The 18,988-nt window shown below is 68.6% G+C and carries 14 protein-coding genes; 7 read left to right on the top strand and 7 right to left on the bottom strand.

Annotation, left to right across the window (positions count from 1 at the left end; translation table 11 throughout):
* Window positions 1–31 precede the first annotated feature (31 nt).
* Window positions 32–1,171: an alkaline phosphatase family protein gene (locus KL788_RS02890; RefSeq protein WP_293168326.1), complete on the bottom strand. Its 1,140-nt coding sequence runs from the start codon at window positions 1,169–1,171 to the stop codon at window positions 32–34.
* 3 nt (window positions 1,172–1,174) lie between these two features.
* Between KL788_RS02890 and KL788_RS02895 the strand changes: the two genes are divergently transcribed.
* Complete coding sequence (locus KL788_RS02895; RefSeq protein ID WP_293168328.1) at window positions 1,175–3,646, top strand: DNA gyrase/topoisomerase IV subunit A; 2,472 nt, start codon at window positions 1,175–1,177, stop codon at window positions 3,644–3,646.
* A 214-nt stretch (window positions 3,647–3,860) separates the two neighbouring features.
* Here the strand turns inward: KL788_RS02895 and KL788_RS02900 are convergent, their stop codons facing one another.
* Entirely contained in the window at window positions 3,861–5,942 is a 2,082-nt protein-coding gene (locus tag KL788_RS02900) for a DNA gyrase/topoisomerase IV subunit B (RefSeq protein ID WP_293168330.1), read from the bottom strand.
* Window positions 5,943–6,198: 256 nt separating this feature from the next.
* On the opposite strand from KL788_RS02900, the gene KL788_RS02905 reads away from it, so the two are divergent.
* From KL788_RS02905 to KL788_RS02915, 3 genes are read left to right on the top strand one after another with little or no spacing between them, the layout of a single operon-like run.
* Complete coding sequence (locus tag KL788_RS02905) at window positions 6,199–6,423, top strand: DUF7455 domain-containing protein (RefSeq protein WP_293168331.1); 225 nt, start codon at window positions 6,199–6,201, stop codon at window positions 6,421–6,423.
* Complete coding sequence (locus tag KL788_RS02910; RefSeq protein WP_293168332.1) at window positions 6,386–7,054, top strand: alanine racemase; 669 nt, start codon at window positions 6,386–6,388, stop codon at window positions 7,052–7,054. The genes KL788_RS02905 and KL788_RS02910 overlap by 38 nt, the downstream gene beginning before the upstream one ends.
* A complete protein-coding gene (locus tag KL788_RS02915) occupies window positions 7,051–8,118 on the top strand; it encodes an alanine racemase (protein ID WP_293168334.1) in 1,068 nt (355 codons plus the stop codon). The genes KL788_RS02910 and KL788_RS02915 overlap by 4 nt, the downstream gene beginning before the upstream one ends.
* Before the next feature lie 45 nt (window positions 8,119–8,163).
* Here KL788_RS02915 and KL788_RS02920 read toward each other — a convergent pair whose 3' ends face one another.
* From KL788_RS02920 to KL788_RS02935, 4 genes are all read right to left on the bottom strand, one after another.
* Window positions 8,164–8,907 carry a cobyric acid synthase gene (locus tag KL788_RS02920; protein WP_293168336.1) on the bottom strand — a complete coding sequence of 248 codons (744 nt, stop codon included), beginning with the start codon at window positions 8,905–8,907 and terminating at the stop codon, window positions 8,164–8,166.
* Window positions 8,904–10,172, bottom strand: a complete 1,269-nt coding sequence (locus tag KL788_RS02925; protein ID WP_293168338.1) for a MurT ligase domain-containing protein — start codon at window positions 10,170–10,172, stop codon at window positions 8,904–8,906. The genes KL788_RS02920 and KL788_RS02925 overlap by 4 nt, the downstream gene beginning before the upstream one ends.
* A gap of 10 nt (window positions 10,173–10,182) precedes the next feature.
* The gene (locus KL788_RS02930; RefSeq protein WP_293168339.1) at window positions 10,183–11,631 is read right to left on the bottom strand and encodes an RNA polymerase sigma factor; all 1,449 of its coding nucleotides are present in this window, start codon (window positions 11,629–11,631) and stop codon (window positions 10,183–10,185) included.
* A gap of 178 nt (window positions 11,632–11,809) precedes the next feature.
* Window positions 11,810–12,730 carry a proteasome assembly chaperone family protein gene (locus tag KL788_RS02935; RefSeq protein ID WP_293168341.1) on the bottom strand — a complete coding sequence of 307 codons (921 nt, stop codon included), beginning with the start codon at window positions 12,728–12,730 and terminating at the stop codon, window positions 11,810–11,812.
* A gap of 128 nt (window positions 12,731–12,858) precedes the next feature.
* Between KL788_RS02935 and KL788_RS02940 the strand changes: the two genes are divergently transcribed.
* From KL788_RS02940 to sucB, 3 genes are all read left to right on the top strand, one after another.
* Window positions 12,859–14,358: a leucyl aminopeptidase gene (locus KL788_RS02940; RefSeq protein ID WP_293168343.1), complete on the top strand. Its 1,500-nt coding sequence runs from the start codon at window positions 12,859–12,861 to the stop codon at window positions 14,356–14,358.
* Between the two features lie 87 nt (window positions 14,359–14,445).
* Window positions 14,446–15,837, top strand: a complete 1,392-nt coding sequence (gene lpdA, locus KL788_RS02945; protein WP_428846107.1) for a dihydrolipoyl dehydrogenase — start codon at window positions 14,446–14,448, stop codon at window positions 15,835–15,837.
* A 57-nt stretch (window positions 15,838–15,894) separates the two neighbouring features.
* Window positions 15,895–17,394, top strand: a complete 1,500-nt coding sequence (gene sucB, locus KL788_RS02950; protein WP_293168345.1) for a 2-oxoglutarate dehydrogenase, E2 component, dihydrolipoamide succinyltransferase — start codon at window positions 15,895–15,897, stop codon at window positions 17,392–17,394.
* 13 nt (window positions 17,395–17,407) lie between these two features.
* Here the strand turns inward: sucB and KL788_RS02955 are convergent, their stop codons facing one another.
* Window positions 17,408–18,943, bottom strand: coding sequence for a hypothetical protein (locus tag KL788_RS02955; protein WP_293168347.1), 1,536 nt, complete (start codon window positions 18,941–18,943; stop codon window positions 17,408–17,410).
* Window positions 18,944–18,988 lie beyond the last annotated feature (45 nt).

The raw sequence follows: 18,988 nt of genomic DNA on the forward strand, positions 1-18,988 counted from the left end.
CGACTGCGCTGACCGGATGGCCGCAACCGCCTCACACGGCGAACGCACCCCACCGAGCAAGAGGCACCTTCGTCTCTTCGGGTGAGAACGAGCCGTGCTGCCCCACCATCGCGAGAGCACTGGGTGTCGCGGTGCGCTCGTCGTAGTAGGCGACTAGACCGCGCGCCGCGACGAGAACGTCGCCGATGCGGGAAAGCACGGCGTCATCCACGGCACCGAACCACCCGGCCTCGATCGCCTCTGCACGCGTCACCACCCATGACCGCGCACCCTCGGCCTCGAGCCAGCGATCGCGCACGAGCTCGGCGTGCGAGGGATCATCGAGGGCCAGCTGCAGGCATCGCGGTTCACCGGCGACGTGCCGCACGCCCGCCCATAGCGCGTCGTCAGCCGCGAGAACGCGTCGCCGGTGGGCCGGCACATCGAGCATGCCGTGGTCGGCCGTGAGAAGGACGCCTGCGTCTGCGGGCACCTGCGTCTCGAGCGGCGCGAGGGCACTGTCGAGCTCGTCGAGTCTCGCCAGCCAGCGATCAGACGCGACGCCCTCGGCGTGGCCGGCCATATCGAGCTCGGGAATGTAGACGTAGACGAGCCGAGGGCCGCCCTCGCGCAGCAGACGCACTGCCGTGCCGATGCGATCGTCGATCGACTTTGCCGCGTCGAATCGGGCGCCCCGCAGCACCGCGTCGGTGAAGCCGGTCACTCGATACCGCTCGGCCCCGACGACGACAGCCTCCATGCCCGCGCGCCCGGCCTGCTCGAACACCGTGTCGTGCGGTTGCCACTCTCGCGGCCGCATCGTGGAATCCCACCCCGACAGCAGTCGCACGACTCGGTCAGAGCCAGGATCGATCGCCGTGTACCCCGTGAGCCCGTGCTGTCCAGCCGAGCGCCCCGTCGTCAGGGTGGCGAGAGCTGCCGCCGTCGTGGTGGGAAACGGCGCCGTGATGGTCGCCGAGCGCGTCGGCAGTGCCGCGGTCAGGCGTCGGGCGTGACCTGCTCGTGGGCGCAGCGACGATGCCCCCAGCCCGTCGACAAGGATCACCGCGGCACTGCGCACGCTCGGCAGGCCGAGCACGGAGGGCTGCCCTTGCATCGCCGCGAAAGAACCGGTCAACACGTCGGCGAGTGACGGGGTGTCGCCGCGCAGCGCCGGTAGCATGGGGGCCATCTTATGACTCCCCCTCCCGCCTCCCGCTCGCGCGGTTCGGACCCTGCCGACGCGCCCGTCGGCGAACGCATCGACGATGTCGACCTCGCCGACGAGATGCAGGGCTCGTTCCTCGAATACGCCTACTCGGTCATCTACTCACGGGCGCTGCCCGACGCACGCGACGGTCTCAAACCCGTTCAACGGCGCATCCTTTACCAGATGGCCGACATGGGTCTTCGGCCCGATCGCGGTCACGTCAAGTCGGCACGCGTCGTCGGCGAGGTGATGGGCAAGCTGCACCCCCACGGCGACACCGCCATCTACGACGCTCTCGTGAGGCTGTCGCAAGACTTCACCCTGCGCGTGCCGCTCATCGACGGTCACGGCAACTTCGGCTCGCTCGACGACGGCCCCGCGGCCGCGCGCTACACCGAGGCGCGCCTGCGGCCCGAGGCGATGGCCATGGTCGACAGCCTCGACGAAGACGTCGTCGACTTCGTGCCGAACTACGACAACCAGCTCACGCAACCCTCGGTGCTTCCCGCCGCTTTCCCGAACCTGCTGGTCAACGGGGCCAGCGGCATCGCCGTCGGCATGGCGACCAACATGGCGCCCCACAACCTCATCGAAGTCGCCGCGGCCGCCCGGCACCTGCTCGATCACCCCGAGGCGACGCTCGACGAGCTGATGGCTTACGTGCCTGGTCCCGATCTGCCCACCGGCGGCACGATCATCGGCCTCGACGGCGTGCGCGACGCCTACGCCACCGGCCGCGGCAGCTTCAAGACCCGGGCGAAGGTCTCGATCGAGCCGATCACGGCCCGCAAGACCGGCATCGTCGTCACCGAACTGCCGTATCTCGTCGGCCCCGAGAAGGTCATCGAGAAGATCAAAGACGGCGTGCAGTCGAAGAAGCTCGCCGGCATCAGCGATGTCACCGACCTCACCGACCGCCGCAACGGCCTGCGCCTCGTGATCGGCATCAAGACGGGGTTCAGCCCCGAAGCGGTGCTCGAACAGCTCTACCGATACACGCCGCTCGAAGACGGCTTCTCGATCAACGCCGTCGCTCTCGTCGACGGCACTCCCCAGACGCTCGGACTGAAAGAGCTGCTGCGGGTCTACCTCGACCACCGCATCCACGTCGTGACGCGACGCAGCGAGTACCGTCTGGCTCGACGGCGTGAGCGGCTGCACCTCGTGGAGGGGCTTCTCGTCGCCATCCTCGACATCGACGAGGTCATCCAAGTCATCCGCACCTCCGATGATGCCGACCAGGCGCGCACCCGATTGATCGACGTGTTCGATCTGACGCAGGTGCAGAGCGAGTACATCCTCGAACTGCGGCTTCGGCGCCTCACCAAGTTCAGTCGCATCGAGCTCGAAGCAGAACGGGACCAGTTGCGTGCCGAGATCGCCGAGCTCGAGAACCTGCTGGCCGACCCCGCGCGCGTGCGGGTCGTCGTCGGCGACGAGCTCGACGCCACCGCAGAGCGGTTCGGCACCCCGAGGCGCACTCTGCTCACCGAGGCGAGCGCGTCGATCGCGACGCCTCGCAGTCGGGGTGCGGCGGCCGTCTCGCTCGAGATTGCCGATGCCGCGTGCCGCGTGCTCGTCTCGACCACCGGGCGCGCCGTGCGAGTCGACCTCGCCGATGACGCGGTGATCGTGCCGCCTGCTCGCCGCAGCAAGCACGACGCTCTGCTGAGCACGGTCGACTCGACGACCCGCGGTGAGCTCGTCGCCATCACCTCGAAGGGCCGCTTCGTGCGTTTCACTCCCGTCGATCTGCCGAGCGTGCCAGCGAACTCGGTGCAGCTCGCGGCCGGCGCCAAGCTGCGCGACTATCTCGGCCTCACCGACGCGAAAGAACGCGTGCTCGCGATCGTCGACCCGGCGAGCAGCACTCCCCTGGCCCTCGGAACCCGCGACGGCATCGTGAAGCGGGTGGCGGCCGGCGGCTGGCCCTCGAGGCCCGACGGTGAGGTTATCGCGCTCAAGACCGGCGACGAGGTGATCGGTGCGGCCCCGGCCGACGACGCGGCCGAGCTGGTCTTCATCAGCACGGATGCTCAACTGCTGCATTTCGCCGCCGACCAGGTGCGCCCCCAGGGGCTCTCAGCAGGCGGCATGGCGGGCATGAAGCTCGGCACGGGGGCACGAGCGGTGTTCTTCGGCGCCGTCGACCCGGCGACGGCATCGGTCGTGACCGTCTCAGGATCAAGCCAGACGATCGCCGGCACCGACCCCGGTCGGGCGAAGGTCTCGCTGTTCGATCAGTTTCCCGGCAAGGGCCGCGCGACGGGAGGCGTGCGCTGCCACGCCTTCCTCAAAGGTGAGGACGTGCTGCACCTGGCGTGGGCGGGCGCGAGCCCGACCGCCGTCGGTGCTGACGGCTCGCTGCGCACACTGCCCTACTCCGGAGCGAAGCGCGACGCTTCGGGCACCCCGCTCGACTCGCCGATCGGCTCTGTAGGCACCACCCTCGCCTGAGCGTCTTCACCGCTCTGGCATCGCGGGTCCAGCTCAGCATCCCGATCTCCACAATTCAGGAGTCACGCCCGCGAGGTTCGCGTGGACGGGTCAGGCCGGGCGTGTCGTCGCCCTGCAGAATCGCGATCTCCTGAATTGTGGAGGCGGGTCGGCCATAGATCGCCGCGAGCAGGATGCCCGAGTCATGCCGGCGTCGAACGCCGTAGGAGTGCCGTCAGACGTCGATGCGGTCTCGGTCGAGGCCCTGCCCGGCGATGATGAAGTCTTTGCGGGGCGCGACCTCGTTGCCCATGAGCAGCTCAAACATCGTCGACGCAGCCTCGGCGTCGCTCACTCGAACCCGGCGCAGGGTGCGGTGGGCCCGGCTCATGGTCGTGTCCGCGAGCTGGTCGGCATCCATTTCACCGAGACCCTTGTAGCGCTGGATCGGGTCTTGGTACCGCTTGCCCGCCTTCTTCAGTGCCGCGAGAACGCCTTGCAGCTCTTTCTCGCTGTAGGTGTAGATCGTCTCGTTGGGCTTCGAACCCGGGTTCATGACGACGACTCGGTGCAGCGGTGGCACAGCGGCGAATACCCGACCGTCGTCGATCATGGGGCGCATGTAACGGAAGAAGAGCGTCAGCAGCAGCGTGCGGATGTGTGCGCCGTCGACATCGGCGTCGGCCATGATGATGACCTTGCCGTAGCGGGCCTGCTCGAGATCGAACGTGCGACCCGACCCCGCCCCGATGACCTGAATGATCGAGGCGCACTCGGCGTTGCTGAGCATGTCGCTCACCGAGGCCTTCTGCACGTTGAGGATCTTGCCGCGAATGGGCAGCAACGCTTGGTACTCGCTGTCGCGTCCGAGCTTGGCCGTGCCGAGCGCGCTGTCGCCCTCGACGATGAAGAGCTCGCTGTTCGCGACGTCGTTCGACCGGCAGTCGACGAGCTTCGCCGGCAGCGCCGAGCTCTCGAGCGCATTCTTGCGCCGCTGTGTCTCTTTGTGCGCTCGGGCTGAGATGCGGCTCTTCATCTCAGAGACGACCTTGTCGAGCACGAGCGCCGTCTGCGCCTTGTCGTCGCGCTTGCTCGACGAGAACCGTTCGGCGAGACCGCGGGCGATGACGCTCGAGGCGATCGCGCGCACGGCGGGTGTGCCGAGTATCTCTTTCGTCTGACCTTCGAACTGCGGCTCGGGCAGTCGCACCGTGAGCACGGCCGTCAGACCCGCGAGCACGTCGTCTTTCTCGAGCTTGTCGGTGCCGACCTTCAGGCGGCGGGCGTTCTTCTCGACCTCGGCGCGCAAGAACTTCAGCAGGCCCTGCTCGAACCCGAGCTGATGGCTGCCGCCCTTGGGCGTCGCGATGATGTTGACGTACGAGCGGAAAGTCGTGTCGTAGCCCGTGCCCCAGCGCAGCGCGATGTCGACGACGCACTCGCGCTCGAGCTCGGTCGGTGTCATGTGCCCGAGCGAGTCGAGCACGGGCACCGTCTCGGTGAAGGTGCCGCTGCCGGTGATGCGCCAGGTGTCGGTGAGCGGAGCATCCGGCGCCAGGTAGTCGGCGTACTGACTGATGCCGCCGTCGAACCGGAACGACTCGGTGAGTGTCGACTCGCCGCGGTCATCAGTGAGCTCGAGCGTGATGCCGGGCACGAGGAAGGCCGTCTGACGCAGGCGGGCGAGCAGTTCTTCGGTGAGGAAGTTCGCACCCTTCGTGAAGATCTGCGGGTCGGCCCAATAGCGGATGCGGGTGCCCGTGACGCCCTTGGCGACTTTGGCGACCTTGCGCAACTCGCTACCCGAGACGAACGGCGAGAACGGTGCATCGGGGCTGGGGCCCTCAGGGCCGTCGGCGAACACACCAGGCTCGCCACGGTGGAACGACATCGCCCACGTGGCACCGTCGCGGTCGACCTCGACATCGAGTCGTGCGCTGAGCGCGTTGACGACAGAGGCGCCGACACCGTGAAGACCGCCGGATGCGGCATACGATCCCCCGCCGAACTTGCCCCCGGCGTGCAGCTTGGTGAAGACCACCTCGACGCCGCTCAAGCCCGTCTTGGGCTCGATGTCGACGGGAATGCCGCGCGCGCGGTCGCGCACCTCGACGCTGCCGTCGGGGTGCAGCCGCAGGTCGATCTGCGTGCCGTGGCCGCCGAGCGCCTCGTCGACCGAGTTGTCGATGATCTCCCACAGGCAGTGCATGAGCCCGCGCGAATCGGTCGAGCCGATGTACATGCCGGGCCGTTTGCGCACCGCCTCGAGACCTTCGAGAACAGACAGGTGGCGGGCGGAGTAGTCGGAGCTGGGCACGAGTGTCATCGTAGGCGGGTCGACTGACCCGGGCGGGCTGCCACTCCGGGCTGGCGGGGTGCGCCCGGAGTGGTGAGGGTCGCGCCTACGCGTGGAGGCTCGTGCCTACGCGTTGAGGCTCGTGCCTACGCGTTGAGGCTCGCGCCTACGCGTTCAGCGAAATCGGGGCGTATTGACACGGGAGCGTCGCACCCGTGTGGTGCAATGGGGTCTATCGATCAGCTTGTGACGACGACCGACGAGTGAGGGGCACACCATGACGCAGATCACGACCGAGAACCCGAGCGTCACGACCGCGCCGCTCACCGCGCTCGACCGCTGCGACAGCTGCGGTGCGCAGGCCTATGTGCGCGCGACCCTCGCGACGGGCGAGCTGCTCTTCTGCGCCCACCACGCTGCTCGCTTCAAAGAGAACCTCGCCGGCACGGCACTCGCCTGGCACGATGAATCGAGCCGTCTGCTCGATGAGCGCGGCGCCTGAGCCCTCGGGCGTTCGTCGCGTCGCCCGCCTGTCGGCTCGCGCGCTCGACGAGGCGCTGAGCGCGCTCATCACTGAGAACGGCGACGCTGCCGAGGTTGACTTGCGCGCCGACGCCTACGGTCACGGGGCGAACGAGGTCGAGCGTCGCGCGCGTGCGCTCGGTGTCTCCCGATTCATCCGGGATGCTGATGCTTCGCCCGACGTCGACCGAACCTCGGCCATCTTCGGGTTCAGCCCCGGCCAGCCGCCGTTGCTCTCGCTGACTGGTGAAGTCGTCGCTGTCAAGAGGGTGGCCGCTGGCACTGCCGTCTCGTACGGGTACACCTACCGCACCACGGGGGCATCGACGCTCGCCCTCGTGGGCCTCGGCTATGCCGACGGCGTGCCGCGCAGCGCGTCGAGCACAGCGACGGTGCGCGTGGGCGACCAGCGCGGGCTGATTGCGGGCCGTATCGCGATGGACCAGCTGGTCGTCGATCTCGGCGACGCCGAGGCGACGGTCGGCGACGACGCGGTGCTGTGGGACGACGCCGAGTCGTTCGCGGGGTGGTGCGCGGCGACTGGGCGCGCCCCGGCCGAGCTGACCACGCGGCTGGGTCCGCGCATCCGTCGCGTCTGGAGCGATGCATGAGCGCGCTCGCGATCATCGATCACGTTGCTTTCGCCCACAATGTGGGCGTGCTGAGCGCGCGGGTGGCACCCTCTGAGGTCATGCTGGCAGTGAAGGCCAATGCGTACGGGCACGGCATGCGTGAGATTGCGGCCACGGCACTCGTCTCGGGGGCGACGTCTCTCGCTGTGCTCGAGATTCCCGCCGCGGTCACCCTGCGCGAGGCGGGCGTCGAGTGTCGGCTCTTCGCGTGGCTGCACGGCATCGACAGCGACTTCGACGCGGCCGTCGACCACCGGGTTGACCTCGGCGTCTCTGCCCACTGGCAGCTCGAGCGCATCGCCCACGCGTCGACGCGCGAGAATCCGGGCCGGGTGCACCTCAAGATCGACACCGGCCTGCACCGCAACGGCGCCCTGCCCGAGAACTGGCCCGAGCTCGTGACAGCTGCACGAACCTTCCGCGAGCAGGGCCTCGTGACCATCGAAGGCATCTGGTCGCACCTCGCCGATGCCTCACCCGACGACGATGCCCGGGCGGTCCACGCCTACGCGGAGGCTCTCCAGACCGCGGAGGTGCTGGGGGTGAAGCCGGTCATGCGGCACCTCGCCGCCAGTTCGGCGGGCTGGCGCGAACCCCGCGCCCGCTACGACGCCGTGCGCTTCGGCATCGCGGCCTACGGCATCTCGCCGTTCGACGACGTGACGGGTCAGGGCATGGGGCTGCGCGCCGTCATGACACTGCAGTGCGCGGTCAGCCCCGACCCTGCACCTTCTGGCCGGCGGTGGATCACGGCGGGCTACGCACAGGGAGTGCCGCTCGGGGCGCGAGAGGCAGAGGTCTCGATCGGCCACCAGCGGTGCGCGGTCGAGAACGTCGAGCTCGCACGCACGCTCGTCGTCGCCCCCGACAGACTCGACGACGACGCGATCGTCACCGTCTTCGGCGAGCCGGAGACCGGAGTGCCCAGCGCGGAGGACTGGGCACGCTGGAGCGGCACCATTGGTGACGAGATCGTCACGGGAGTGCCCTCGCGGGTGGAGCGCCGCCACGACCACGGTCGCGCCGCGCGCAGCGCGGGCTGAGCAACCGACGGCGGCGGGCTATGCGGGGACGCCGCCGGCGGCGGATCAGACTGCGACGCCGCCGCGTCCGAGCCGCGCGGCAATCGCAGCCCGTGCGCGCCGGGCGTGCTCGTCGACCTCGCGCACTCGTTCGTCGGCGGGCGGCAACTGCTGACCGTGTCGGGCCAGGGCAGCCGCGAGCAGCTCGTCGGCGAGCCACGGATTCATGGGCAGCACCGGCCCGTGCAGGTGCGTGCCGATGAGATGGGCCGCACGAACTCCCTCGGCCGTCGAGCGCGACGCCGCTGAAGGCGCGCGGTCGAGCTCGACGAGCGGCTCGGCCTCGTGCCGGTCGACGTCGACCGCGTAGTTGAGGTAGCCGGCGAGGCGGCGACCGTCAGCGGGCATCCCGAGGGCTTCGCCCACCGTTCTCGTCGTGATGTCGCGAATGGTGGCGGGTAGCACGCCGGCCCCCGCCAGCTCGGCGCCGTCGAGCCCCACGATCGAGCGGCTCAAGGCGTGGAAACCCGCACCGATCCCGATCATCGGAACTCCTGACGAGGCCCAGGCCTGCAACTGGTCTGCGCGCTCGCCGACATCAACCAGCAGGGCATCGCGAGCCGAGCGCGGCCCGCTGCCGATGTGCACGAGGTCCACGTCGTGCGGCAGACGCTCGCCCGCCTCGACCGCGACGACCTCGACCGGGATTCCGCGCCACTGTAGCCGCTGGCGCAGCGCGAGCACGTTGCCCGCGTCGCCGTTGATGCCGAGGGCACGCGGATACAGGTGCAGCACCCGCAGCGCGCTCACGAGCCGCCCTCCAGGTCGAGATAGCCCATCATGAGCCGCAGCTCCATCATGAGTTCGTAGTTCACGATCGCGACCTTCGGGCCGTCGGTGGGCGCCGGCATCGCGAGCAGGGCATCCACAGCCAGACGGAAATCGTCGATCACCTGCCCCACCGGGATTCCCGCGTAGGCGAGCCGCGTGGCCCACTGGTGGGCCTTTGTGCCCGTGACAATGTCGACATGGTCGAGGGTCGAGAGGTCGGTGTCGTAGATCCAGGACGGGTCGGGGGTGCCCTCATCGACTGCGACCATGACGCACTGCGGAACACGCCCGAGTGCATCGAGGTTGAGCTGCAGGCTCGGCGGGTTCTTCATCATGACGAGTTCGATCGCCTGCCCGCGAGCGTCGAGAATCTCGCCCCGGCCGTACACGGTCTCGAGAGCGCCCAGTGCTGACGACGCGACAGTCGTCGAGAAACGGTCGCCGAGCAGTGCGCGCGCCGTGGCGATGGCACCGGCCGCATCGACTGCATAGTGCAGACCGCGAGCCGGCAGGGCGACGGATGCCCGCTCGCCGTCGACCGTGAGCTCAGCGGTGTTCCCCTCCACAGACTCGACCACGACGAGAGGCGCCGGCAGAGCCGCGCTGCCCCGCGTCGCGATGTGCGGAGCGGGCGCAACGCCGTGCGGACTCGCCGCGAGGGCGACAGGCGAGACGTCGAAAGCGACGAGATCGAGATCGGCTCTCGCCGCGCGCCCGAGATCGGCGGTGTTGGGATCGGCCGCATTGACGATGAGACGCCGACGAGCGACGGCGGCGATGCGCTCGAGCATCGCGTACACGCGGTCGGGCTCGTGAAACCGATTGAGCTGATCGATCTGCAGGTTGAGCAGCAGCACGTCGGTCGGAGCGAGCCGATCGGCGAGCCCCACGCCGTAGGCCTCGTCGACCTCGAGCACGGCGAGGTCGTCGCGTACGCGGCCATCAAGACCGACGGTGGCGAGCAGCGACGAGGCGATGCCCTGCGGCAGATTGGCTCCACTGGGATTCGTGAACACGGTCAGACAGTGGGCACGCAGCACGGCAACGAGCATGTTGGTCGTCGTCGACTTGCCGTTCGACCCGGTCACGAAGACCACGCCGAGTGGCATCGACCCGAGCGCGTGCTCTAAGAAGCCCGGTGCGATGCGCAGCGCGATGTTGCCCGGAATCGCCGAGCCGCCGCCGCGCAGTCGCGCCACGACGCGCACGAGTCGACCCACGAGCACCGCCAGGCGGATGCGCACGGTGTTCGACCTACTCGAGGTAGTCGCGCAGCGCCTGCGAACGCGAGGGGTGCCGCAGCTTGGCCATGGTCTTCGACTCGATCTGGCGGATTCGCTCGCGCGTCACCCCGAACGTGTCGCCGATCTGGTCCAACGTCTTCGGCATGCCGTCACCGAGGCCGAAGCGCATGCGGATCACGCCTGCCTCGCGCTCGGAGAGCGAGTCGAGCAGGCTCTCGAGTTGCTTCTGCAGCATCGTGAAGCCGACGGCGTCGGCCGGAACGACTGCCTCGGTGTCTTCAATGAGGTCGCCGAACTCGCTGTCGCCGTCCTCACCGAGGGGCGTGTGCAACGAGATCGGCTCGCGACCGTACTTCTGCACCTCGATGACCTTCTCGGGGGTCATGTCGAGTTCGCGGCTGAGCTCTTCGGGCGTGGGTTCGCGACCGAGGTCTTGCAGCATCTGCCGCTGCACTCGAGCAAGCTTGTTGATGACCTCGACCATATGCACGGGAATGCGGATGGTGCGGGCCTGATCTGCCATGGCGCGCGTGATCGCCTGGCGGATCCACCACGTGGCATAGGTCGAGAACTTGAAGCCTTTGGTGTAGTCGAACTTCTCGACCGCGCGGATCAGACCCAGGTTGCCCTCTTGAATGAGGTCGAGGAACTGCATGCCGCGACCCGTGTAGCGCTTCGCGAGCGAGACGACGAGACGCAGGTTCGCGCCCAGCAGGTGATTCTTCGCGCGCTGACCGTCACGAGCGACCCACGACAGATCGCGGCCGAGGGCCGTACGCTTCTCCTTCTCGGTCATCGTCGAGAGCTTCTCTTCGGCGAAGAGACCCGCCTCGATGCGCATCGCGAGCTCGACCTCTTCGGCGGCGTTCAGCAGCGGAACCTTGCCGATCTGCTTCAGGTAGTCCTTGACCGGGTCGGCCGTCGCGCCGGTGATGGTCGTCGAGTAGACCGGAACCTCGTCGTCTTCGGTGTTCGACAGCACGATCGCACCAGTCGGCAACGGGCCAGCCGAGCCCGAGTCACCCTCGGAGTCGTCGTCATCGTCATCGTCGGAGTCGTCGGCGACCACGATGGTGATCTCCGTCGTCGACGTGTCGTCGTCGGCCGCGATCGCTTCGGCGGTCGGCTCGACAGACTCGTCCGTCTCGTCGCCCTCGACGCCATCCGTCGCGGGCGAGCTCGCCTTCGTGGCTGTCGATCGCTTCGTGGCGGGCTTCTTGGGCGCCGTCGACGAGGCTGCGGACTTGGCGCCCGCCGACTTCACGGGCGTCGTCTTCGCGGCTGTGGTCTTCGCCGGAGCAGCCTTCTTTGTCGAGGCCGCCGTGTCGGTCTTCGTCGATGCCGCCTTCGCGGGCGACGTCGCCTTCGTGGCCGCGGGCTTCTTCGCCGCAGGCTTCTTGGCCGCGGTGCTCGTGGTCGTGCTCTTAGCGGTCTCGGTGCTGGTCGCTCGGGTAGCCATGGGCCCCTCAATCTCGCGTTCTGCGGGCAGTGCAACGACCCATGTCAAGTTGCGAGGCACTCACACCGACTCGTCAACCCCGGCAAGCACTGCTCGCCAGAAGAGCGGGGACCACGCGACCGACTGGGTCGTGAGGGTCAATTATTGCACGAACACCGCGCGCGGCCGACCAGTGCGGTCAGGCCGGGTCGTCGTCGCTCGACTGACGGTGCGCGAGAAACTTCTCGAGCTCGGCCGCAATCGAGTCAGCGCTCGGCAACTCACCGTCTTCATCCGTCAGCGGTGACCGCAGCGGGTTGTCTTCCATGTAGCTGTCGTGACGCTCTTCGAGAGTGCCCACGAGGCGCGCGAGCTCGGAATTGCCCTCGACCTGCTCTTCGATCCGGCCAAGGAATTCGCGACCCTCTTCTCGCAGTCGATCTGTCGGAAAGAGCAGCCCCGTCGCCGAGGTGATGCTTTCGAGCGCCGTGACGGCGGCAGAGGGGAACTCTGTGTCGGCGAGGTAGTGCGGTACCAGCAGCACGAAGCTCGCTGTCGGGTGATCCGCCTCGGTCAGTCGATGCTCAAGCAGGTGCAGCACGTTGCCGGGAACCTGTGTGCGAGGCCGCCAGACCGAGAGCGCTTCGATCAGCTCGGTGCGGTTGCCACTCACGGTCACTCCCAGATCGCGAGTGTGCGGCACGGGCATCGGAATCGCCTGCACCCAGGTGGTCGTCGCGACGCCGTAGCGCTCGATGATGTCGAGCAGGGCGGCGACGAAGCGTTCCCACTGAAAATCGGGCTCGTAGCCGGTGAGCAGCAAGAAGGGCGCCCCCAGTTCGTCCTGCGCCAGACGCAGGGCGAGAGCGGGTCGACGGTACTCGGTGATGCGGGTCTCGTCGAACACCATGATCGGGCGTCGTGCCCGGTAGTCGAGCAGTTCGTCGTTGTCGAACACCACGACGTCGCGGTGCTCGAGCTCGTCGAGCAGGTACTGCGCGACCTGCGACACGGCTCCTCCGGAGTCGACGAATCCGGTCAAGCCGATCACGAGCGGCAGCCCGCGCGGCACCTCGGTTTCCGCCGCGACGACGGCGTAGAGGTCAGCTGGGTTGCGCATGGTTCCATGGTAGGTCGATCACGAGCGGGCACTCGTGTCTCCACGCGCGCCGAGAGCGAACACCGGCGACTGCAGTCGTCGATCGGCCCTGACTGGCGTGCTCAATCTGCGCCGATACCATGGCGGCCATGCCTATTGCCAGCCTCACCGTCTCGACTGCGCCCGCCTCGACCATGGAGGCGGGTGCTCTGGTTATCGGCATCGCCGCGAGCCCGGAAGGCCCCCGTCTACTGGGCGCGACAGACGGCGCACTCGCCACGATCGGCGATCAGCTCGGGATGCTCGGTCTCACCGGTGCCGTCGACGAGACGTCGCGCATTCCCGCGCCGGAGGGTGTGGCCGCGTCGAGTGTGCTCGTCGTCGGCGTGGGTCGCGGACCGCTGACTGCTGACGCCCTGCGCTACGCCGCGGGAACCGCTGCACGGGCACTCGCGAGCGTCGAGCACATCGTCTTCTCGCTGCCCACCTCGTCACCGGCCGAGGTGCAGGCCGTGCTCGAAGGTGCAGCACTCGGCGGCTACCGCTACGTGCCCGCGTCCGGGCCGACTCCGCAGGCGGCCTCGATCGCGACCGTGACCGTCGTGACCGAGGTTGAAGGCGCTGCGCACGCGGCTGAGGCCGCGACCGTCACGGCCCGCGCCGTCACCCTGGTGCGCGACCTCGTGACGACCCCGCCCAACGAGCTGCACCCCGAGTCGTTCGTCGAGCGAGCCCGCGAAGCGATCGGCGACCTGCCGATCGAGATGCAGGTCTGGGATGTCGAGCAGCTCGAGGCGGGCGGTTTCGGCGGCATTCTCGGCGTGGGCCAGGGATCCGCGCGGCCCCCGCGCCTGGTGGCCCTGCGGTATCGCGCGGATGCCCCGAATCCGCACCTCGCCCTCGTCGGCAAGGGCATCACCTTCGATTCAGGCGGACTCTCACTCAAGCCCGCCGCGGGCATGGTCGGCATGAAGTACGACATGACCGGTGCCGCGACCGTGCTCGCCACGGTGATCGCCGCGGCCGAGCTCGGAATCGAGACTCGCCTCACCGGCTGGCTCTGCCTGGCCGAGAACATGCCCTCGGGTGCCGCGCTGCGCCCCAACGACGTCATCATGATTCGTGGCGGCAAGACCGTCGAAGTGCTCAACACCGACGCCGAAGGACGACTCGTGATGGCCGACGGCCTCGTCGCCGCGAGCGAAGAGAGCCCCGACGCGATCATCGACGTCGCGACCCTGACGGGCGCCGCGAGGGTCGCGCTCGGCGAGCGCTACGCGGGCGTCATGGGCGACGACGAGGTCATCGCTCGCGTGCGCGCAGCCGCCGACGAGACCGGCGAGCTGGTGTGGCCGATGCCGCTGCCCGCCGAGCTGCGCCCCCTGCTCAAGAGCGACGTCGCCACGATCGCCAACGCGAAGCCGGGCAACACGGCTGCGGGCATGCTGCTGGCGGGTGTCTTCTTGCGAGAGTTCGTCGGTCGCCGCGGAACGGGCGACGACGCGCCGAGCATCCCGTGGGCGCACCTCGACATCGCGGGACCGGCCAATAACTCGACCGCACCGTTCGGCTACACGCCGAAGGGGTCATCGGGAGTCATGGTGCGACTGCTTCTCCGTGTCGCGGAGGCCTTCTCGACGAAGGAGTAGGCTCGACTGCGGGCACGAAACAGTCGTGCCGCACAGGGGGTCGGCCCGCCACCTCGAGCTCGGGCCCCGCATGACGATCCTTGACGGATGAAGGAGCCTCTGCCGGTGTCAGACCAGAATTTTGACCTTGTCGTTCTTGGAGCAGGCAGCGGCGGTTACGCCGCGGCACTGCGCGCCAGCCAGCTCGGGATGAGCGTCGGGCTCATCGAGAAGTCGAAAGTCGGCGGTACCTGCCTGCATGTCGGCTGTATTCCCACCAAGGCTCTGCTGCACGCCGCTGAGGTCGCCGACTCCGCCCGCGACTCGGAGAAGTTCGGTGTGAAGGCGACCCTCGAGGGCGTCGACGTGCCCGCCGTGAACCAGTACCGCGAGGGCATCGTCTCGAGCAAGTACAAGGGCCTGCAGGGTCTCATCAAGGCTCGCGGCATCACCACGATCGAGGGTGAGGGGCGCTTGACCTCGCCCACGACCGTGCAGGTCGGCGACAGCACGATCACGGGCAAGAACGTCGTGCTCGCGACGGGCTCGTACTCGCGCACGCTTCCCGGCCTCGAGATCGGCGGCCGTGTCATCACCTCAGAGCAGGCCCTGCAGCTCGATTTCGTGCCGAAGAAGGTCGCGGTGCTCGGCGGCGGCGTCATCGGCGTCGAGTTCTCGAGCGTCTGGCGCTCATTCGGCGCCGAGGTGCACATCATCGAGGCTCTGCCCCACCTCGTGCCGATGGAGGAAGAGTCGATCTCGAAGCAGTTCGAGCGCGCCTACCGCAAGCGCGGCATCGAGTTCACGCTCGGCGTGCGCTTCCAGAGCGTCACGCAGAACGACCAGGGGGTCGTCGTCACGCTGGAGAACGGAACCACGATCGAGGCAGACCTGCTTCTCGTCGCCGTCGGTCGCGGCCCTGCGACGAACGGTCTCGGCTTCGAAGAAGTCGGCGTCACGATGGACCGCGGGTTCGTCATCACCAACGAGCGGCTCGAGACGAGCATTCCGGGCCTCTACGCCGTCGGCGACATCGTTCCGGGCCTGCAGCTCGCACACCGCGGGTTCCAGCACGGCATCTTCGTCGCGGAGGAGATCGCCGGGCTCAACCCTGTCGTGATCAACGACGTGAACATTCCGAAGGTCACCTACAGCGAGCCGGAGGTGGCCTCGGTCGGCCTCAGCGAGGCCAAGGCGAAAGAGCAGTACGGCGACGCCGCCGTGGCGAGCTACGAGTACAACCTCGCGGGCAACGGCAAGAGCCACATTCTCGAGACGGCCGGATCGATCAAGGTCGTGCGCGTCGTCGACGGGCCCGTCGTGGGTGTGCACATGATCGGCGCCCGCGTCGGTGAACTGATCGGCGAAGCACAGCTGGCCGTCAACTGGGATGCCCACCCCGAAGACGTGGCGCCTCTGCTGCACGCACACCCGACCCAGAACGAGGCGCTCGGCGAGGCCTTCCTCGCCCTCGCCGGCAAACCGCTGCACGCGATGTGACCCTGCTCGCGCAACTAGGCTAAAGACCCACCACAGGTTTCTAAAGGAGCACTACTGATGAGCGAATCCGTCAACCTTCCGGCGCTCGGTGAGAGCGTCACCGAGGGCACGGTCACCCGATGGCTGAAGAATGTGGGCGACCGCGTCGAGGTCGACGAGCCGTTGCTCGAGGTCTCGACCGACAAGGTCGACACCGAGATCCCCTCGCCCGTGGCGGGCGTGGTCGAAGAGATCCTCGTCGCAGAAGACGAGACTGTCGAGGTCGGTACGCCACTCGTGCGCATCGGCACCGGTGACGGTGCGGATGCTCCTGCCGCGGCTCCGGCGGCCGAAGAAGCTGCACCTGCCGCTCCCGCGCCGGCCGAGGCTGCACCCGCCGAATCCGCACCGGCGGAGTCTGCACCCGCTGCCTCGGCACCTGCAGCCGCTGCACCTGCAGCAGCCCCCGCGGCGTCGGCGCCCGCCGAAGCGGCGCCTTCTGCTCCCGCAGAAGCCGCTCCGGCACCCGCACCCGCTCCGGAACCCGCGCCGGCACCGGCATCGGCTCCTGCTCCCGCTGCCACTCCCGAGTCGCCCGCAGCCGCGACCCCGGCATCGGCACCTCCGCCCGCTGCGTCGGCCGCGAACCCTGCCACTCCTGCGGTTGCCGCCGAGGCCCCCTCGTCGGGATACATCACGCCGCTCGTGCGCAAGCTCGCCCACGAGAAGGGAGTCGACCTCGCGACCGTCTCGGGCACCGGTGTCGGCGGCCGCATCCGCAAGCAAGACGTGCTGGCCGCCTCGAGCGGCACTGGCTCGTCGGCTGCTGCCGCGGCGCCGCGGGAAGAGCTGGAGACCTCTCCGTTGCGCGGCACGACGGTGGCGATGTCGCGCCTTCGCAAGGTCATCGCCGAGCGCGCTGTCATCTCGATGCAGTCGACCGCGCAGCTGACGACCGTCGTCGAGGTCGACGTGACGCGCGTCGCCGCGCTGCGCACGGCCGTCAAGGCCGACTTCGAGAAGGCGACGGGAACGAAGCTCTCATTCCTGCCCTTCTTCGCGAAGGCGGCGACCGAGGCGCTGCGCGCCTTCCCGATCATCAACGCCACGGTCGAAGACGACTCGATCGTCTACCCCGAGACCGAGAACCTCTCGATCGCTGTCGACACCGAGCGCGGGCTGCTGACTCCGGTCATCCGGAACGCCGGTGACCTGAGCATTGCCGATCTCGCGCGTGAGATCGCCGACCTGGCGACTCGCACCCGCGAGAACCAGCTCAAGCCCGACGAGCTGGCTGGCGGCACGTTCACGCTGACGAACACGGGCTCGCGCGGCGCGCTGTTCGACACCCCGGTCGTGTTCCTGCCGCAGGTCGCGATTCTCGGCACGGGCATCGTGACGAAGAAGCCCTCGGTCATCACGGTCGACGGCTCTGACGTCATCGCCGTTCGGTCGATGGTCTACTTCGCCCTGTCGTACGACCACCGCATCGTCGATGGCGCCGACGCCGCGCGATTCTTGAGCGCCGTCAAGGCTCGACTCGAAGAGGCCGACTTCGACGGAGACCTCGGCATCTGACGCGACAGGCTCGTCAGCCGATCACATCGCGAATGCGCCAACCGGCCTCGCTTCTCACCACGAGAAGCGAGGCCGTTGTCGTCGTGTCGGCGATGAGGTCGAGCAAGACGGCCGCGCCCATGCGTTCGACCACCACCACGTCGCCCTCGGCGCGCAGCCAGTCGCGCACGAGGTCGTGGCGCGGGTCGTCAGCGACAATGAGCGCGGCAGCGGCTGAACCCTCGTGCACGACCGCTGAAGCGCAGGCCGCCAGAGCGGTGCTCACGCTGCCGCTGTCGAGATCGCGAGGCTCGTCGGTGTCGCGCGGGCCAGGGGCGCACTCGCTCCAGCGCTGCAACAGCTCATCGACGAGCGACGACCACACCTCGGGTGCGGGGTGCAGCTCTGTCTCGGCGAGCCCGGGCTCGATCCTCGCGCCATCGCTGGCCGGTGAGGGCGCCTCCGCGATGTCCTGAGGCGCATCTAGATGCTCGGGTTCACTCGATGCGGACTGAGTGCCGACGACGATCGCCGCCACGAGCGCGGCGGCACCGATGCCACCTGCGACGATGAATCGAGGTCGAACCGGGCGCGCGTCACGATTCGAGAGGCGCCGGATCCACTCGTCGAGCCGCGACAGTCGGCGGGCAACCGCGGCCACAGCGTCGTCCGCTGCTGAGACGAACCCGTCGGGCAGGCCGAGCGAGATCAGCGAGGCCGACAGAGCCTTGCGCACGCCCTGCAGCGGCAATGGCGTGCTCTCGCTCGCTCCCTCGGGCTCAGCGGGGGCCGCCGTCGCAGCAGGCACGAGGGTGCTCAACGCAGACGGCGCCTGCTCGAGTCGACTGGTCGACGGGTCAGGCTCGACGTTGTACCTCACGGGTTGCGGCGGCGCGAGATCGAACAGTGCGAGGTCGAGGGCCGCGCCACGACGTCGCAGCACGCTGAGGAGCGCAGACTGTTCGTCGCCGGCGAGCGCAGCGGCCACCGCCGCGCCGAATCGCTCGAAGGCATCGCGATCGGCGGCGTACCCGGGTTCGCGATCACGGAATCGATCGGGCAGCGCGGGGCCGAGGTGCACAGTCGATCGCCGCGTGATGACGGGCGCGCCCGATGCCGTCAGCCGCACGGCTGCAGGTTCGGCCAACAAACCCGTGATGCCGAGCTGATGCCCCTGGTCGATCGCGCTCGCCAGCGGAGCGAGAATCGTGATCGCCTCGCCGAGAGGCAGGCTGCCGTAGCGTGCTCGCAGTAACGTGTCGAGGCGAGGGCCCGGGAGGTAGGGCTCGAAGAGCACCACTCGACCGTCGTCCGTCGTGCAGAGCTCGTGAGCGGCCGCGACGTGCTCGCTGAGGGGGGCGTCGGCCGAGCGCACGATGTCGCACACCGACACCTCATGATCGATGACCGCATCAGGGCAGTCGTGCGCGAAGACGTGTGCGACCCACGCGGTGCTGTCGGCATGCACCAGCAGGCGGGTGCCGCGGCGACTCGATGCGAGAGTGCGCACGACCCGATATCCGCCGACCTCGCGCAAGGGCTCGCCGTCAGTGTCGAAGTCAGCACGCACGCGACGATCATGCGGCGCGTTGTGTGGCGCCGGGTCGCAGCGGTG

The sequence above is a fragment of the Microcella sp. genome, assembly GCF_019739195.1.
In the GTDB taxonomy this organism is placed as follows: Bacteria; Actinomycetota; Actinomycetes; order Actinomycetales; family Microbacteriaceae; genus Microcella.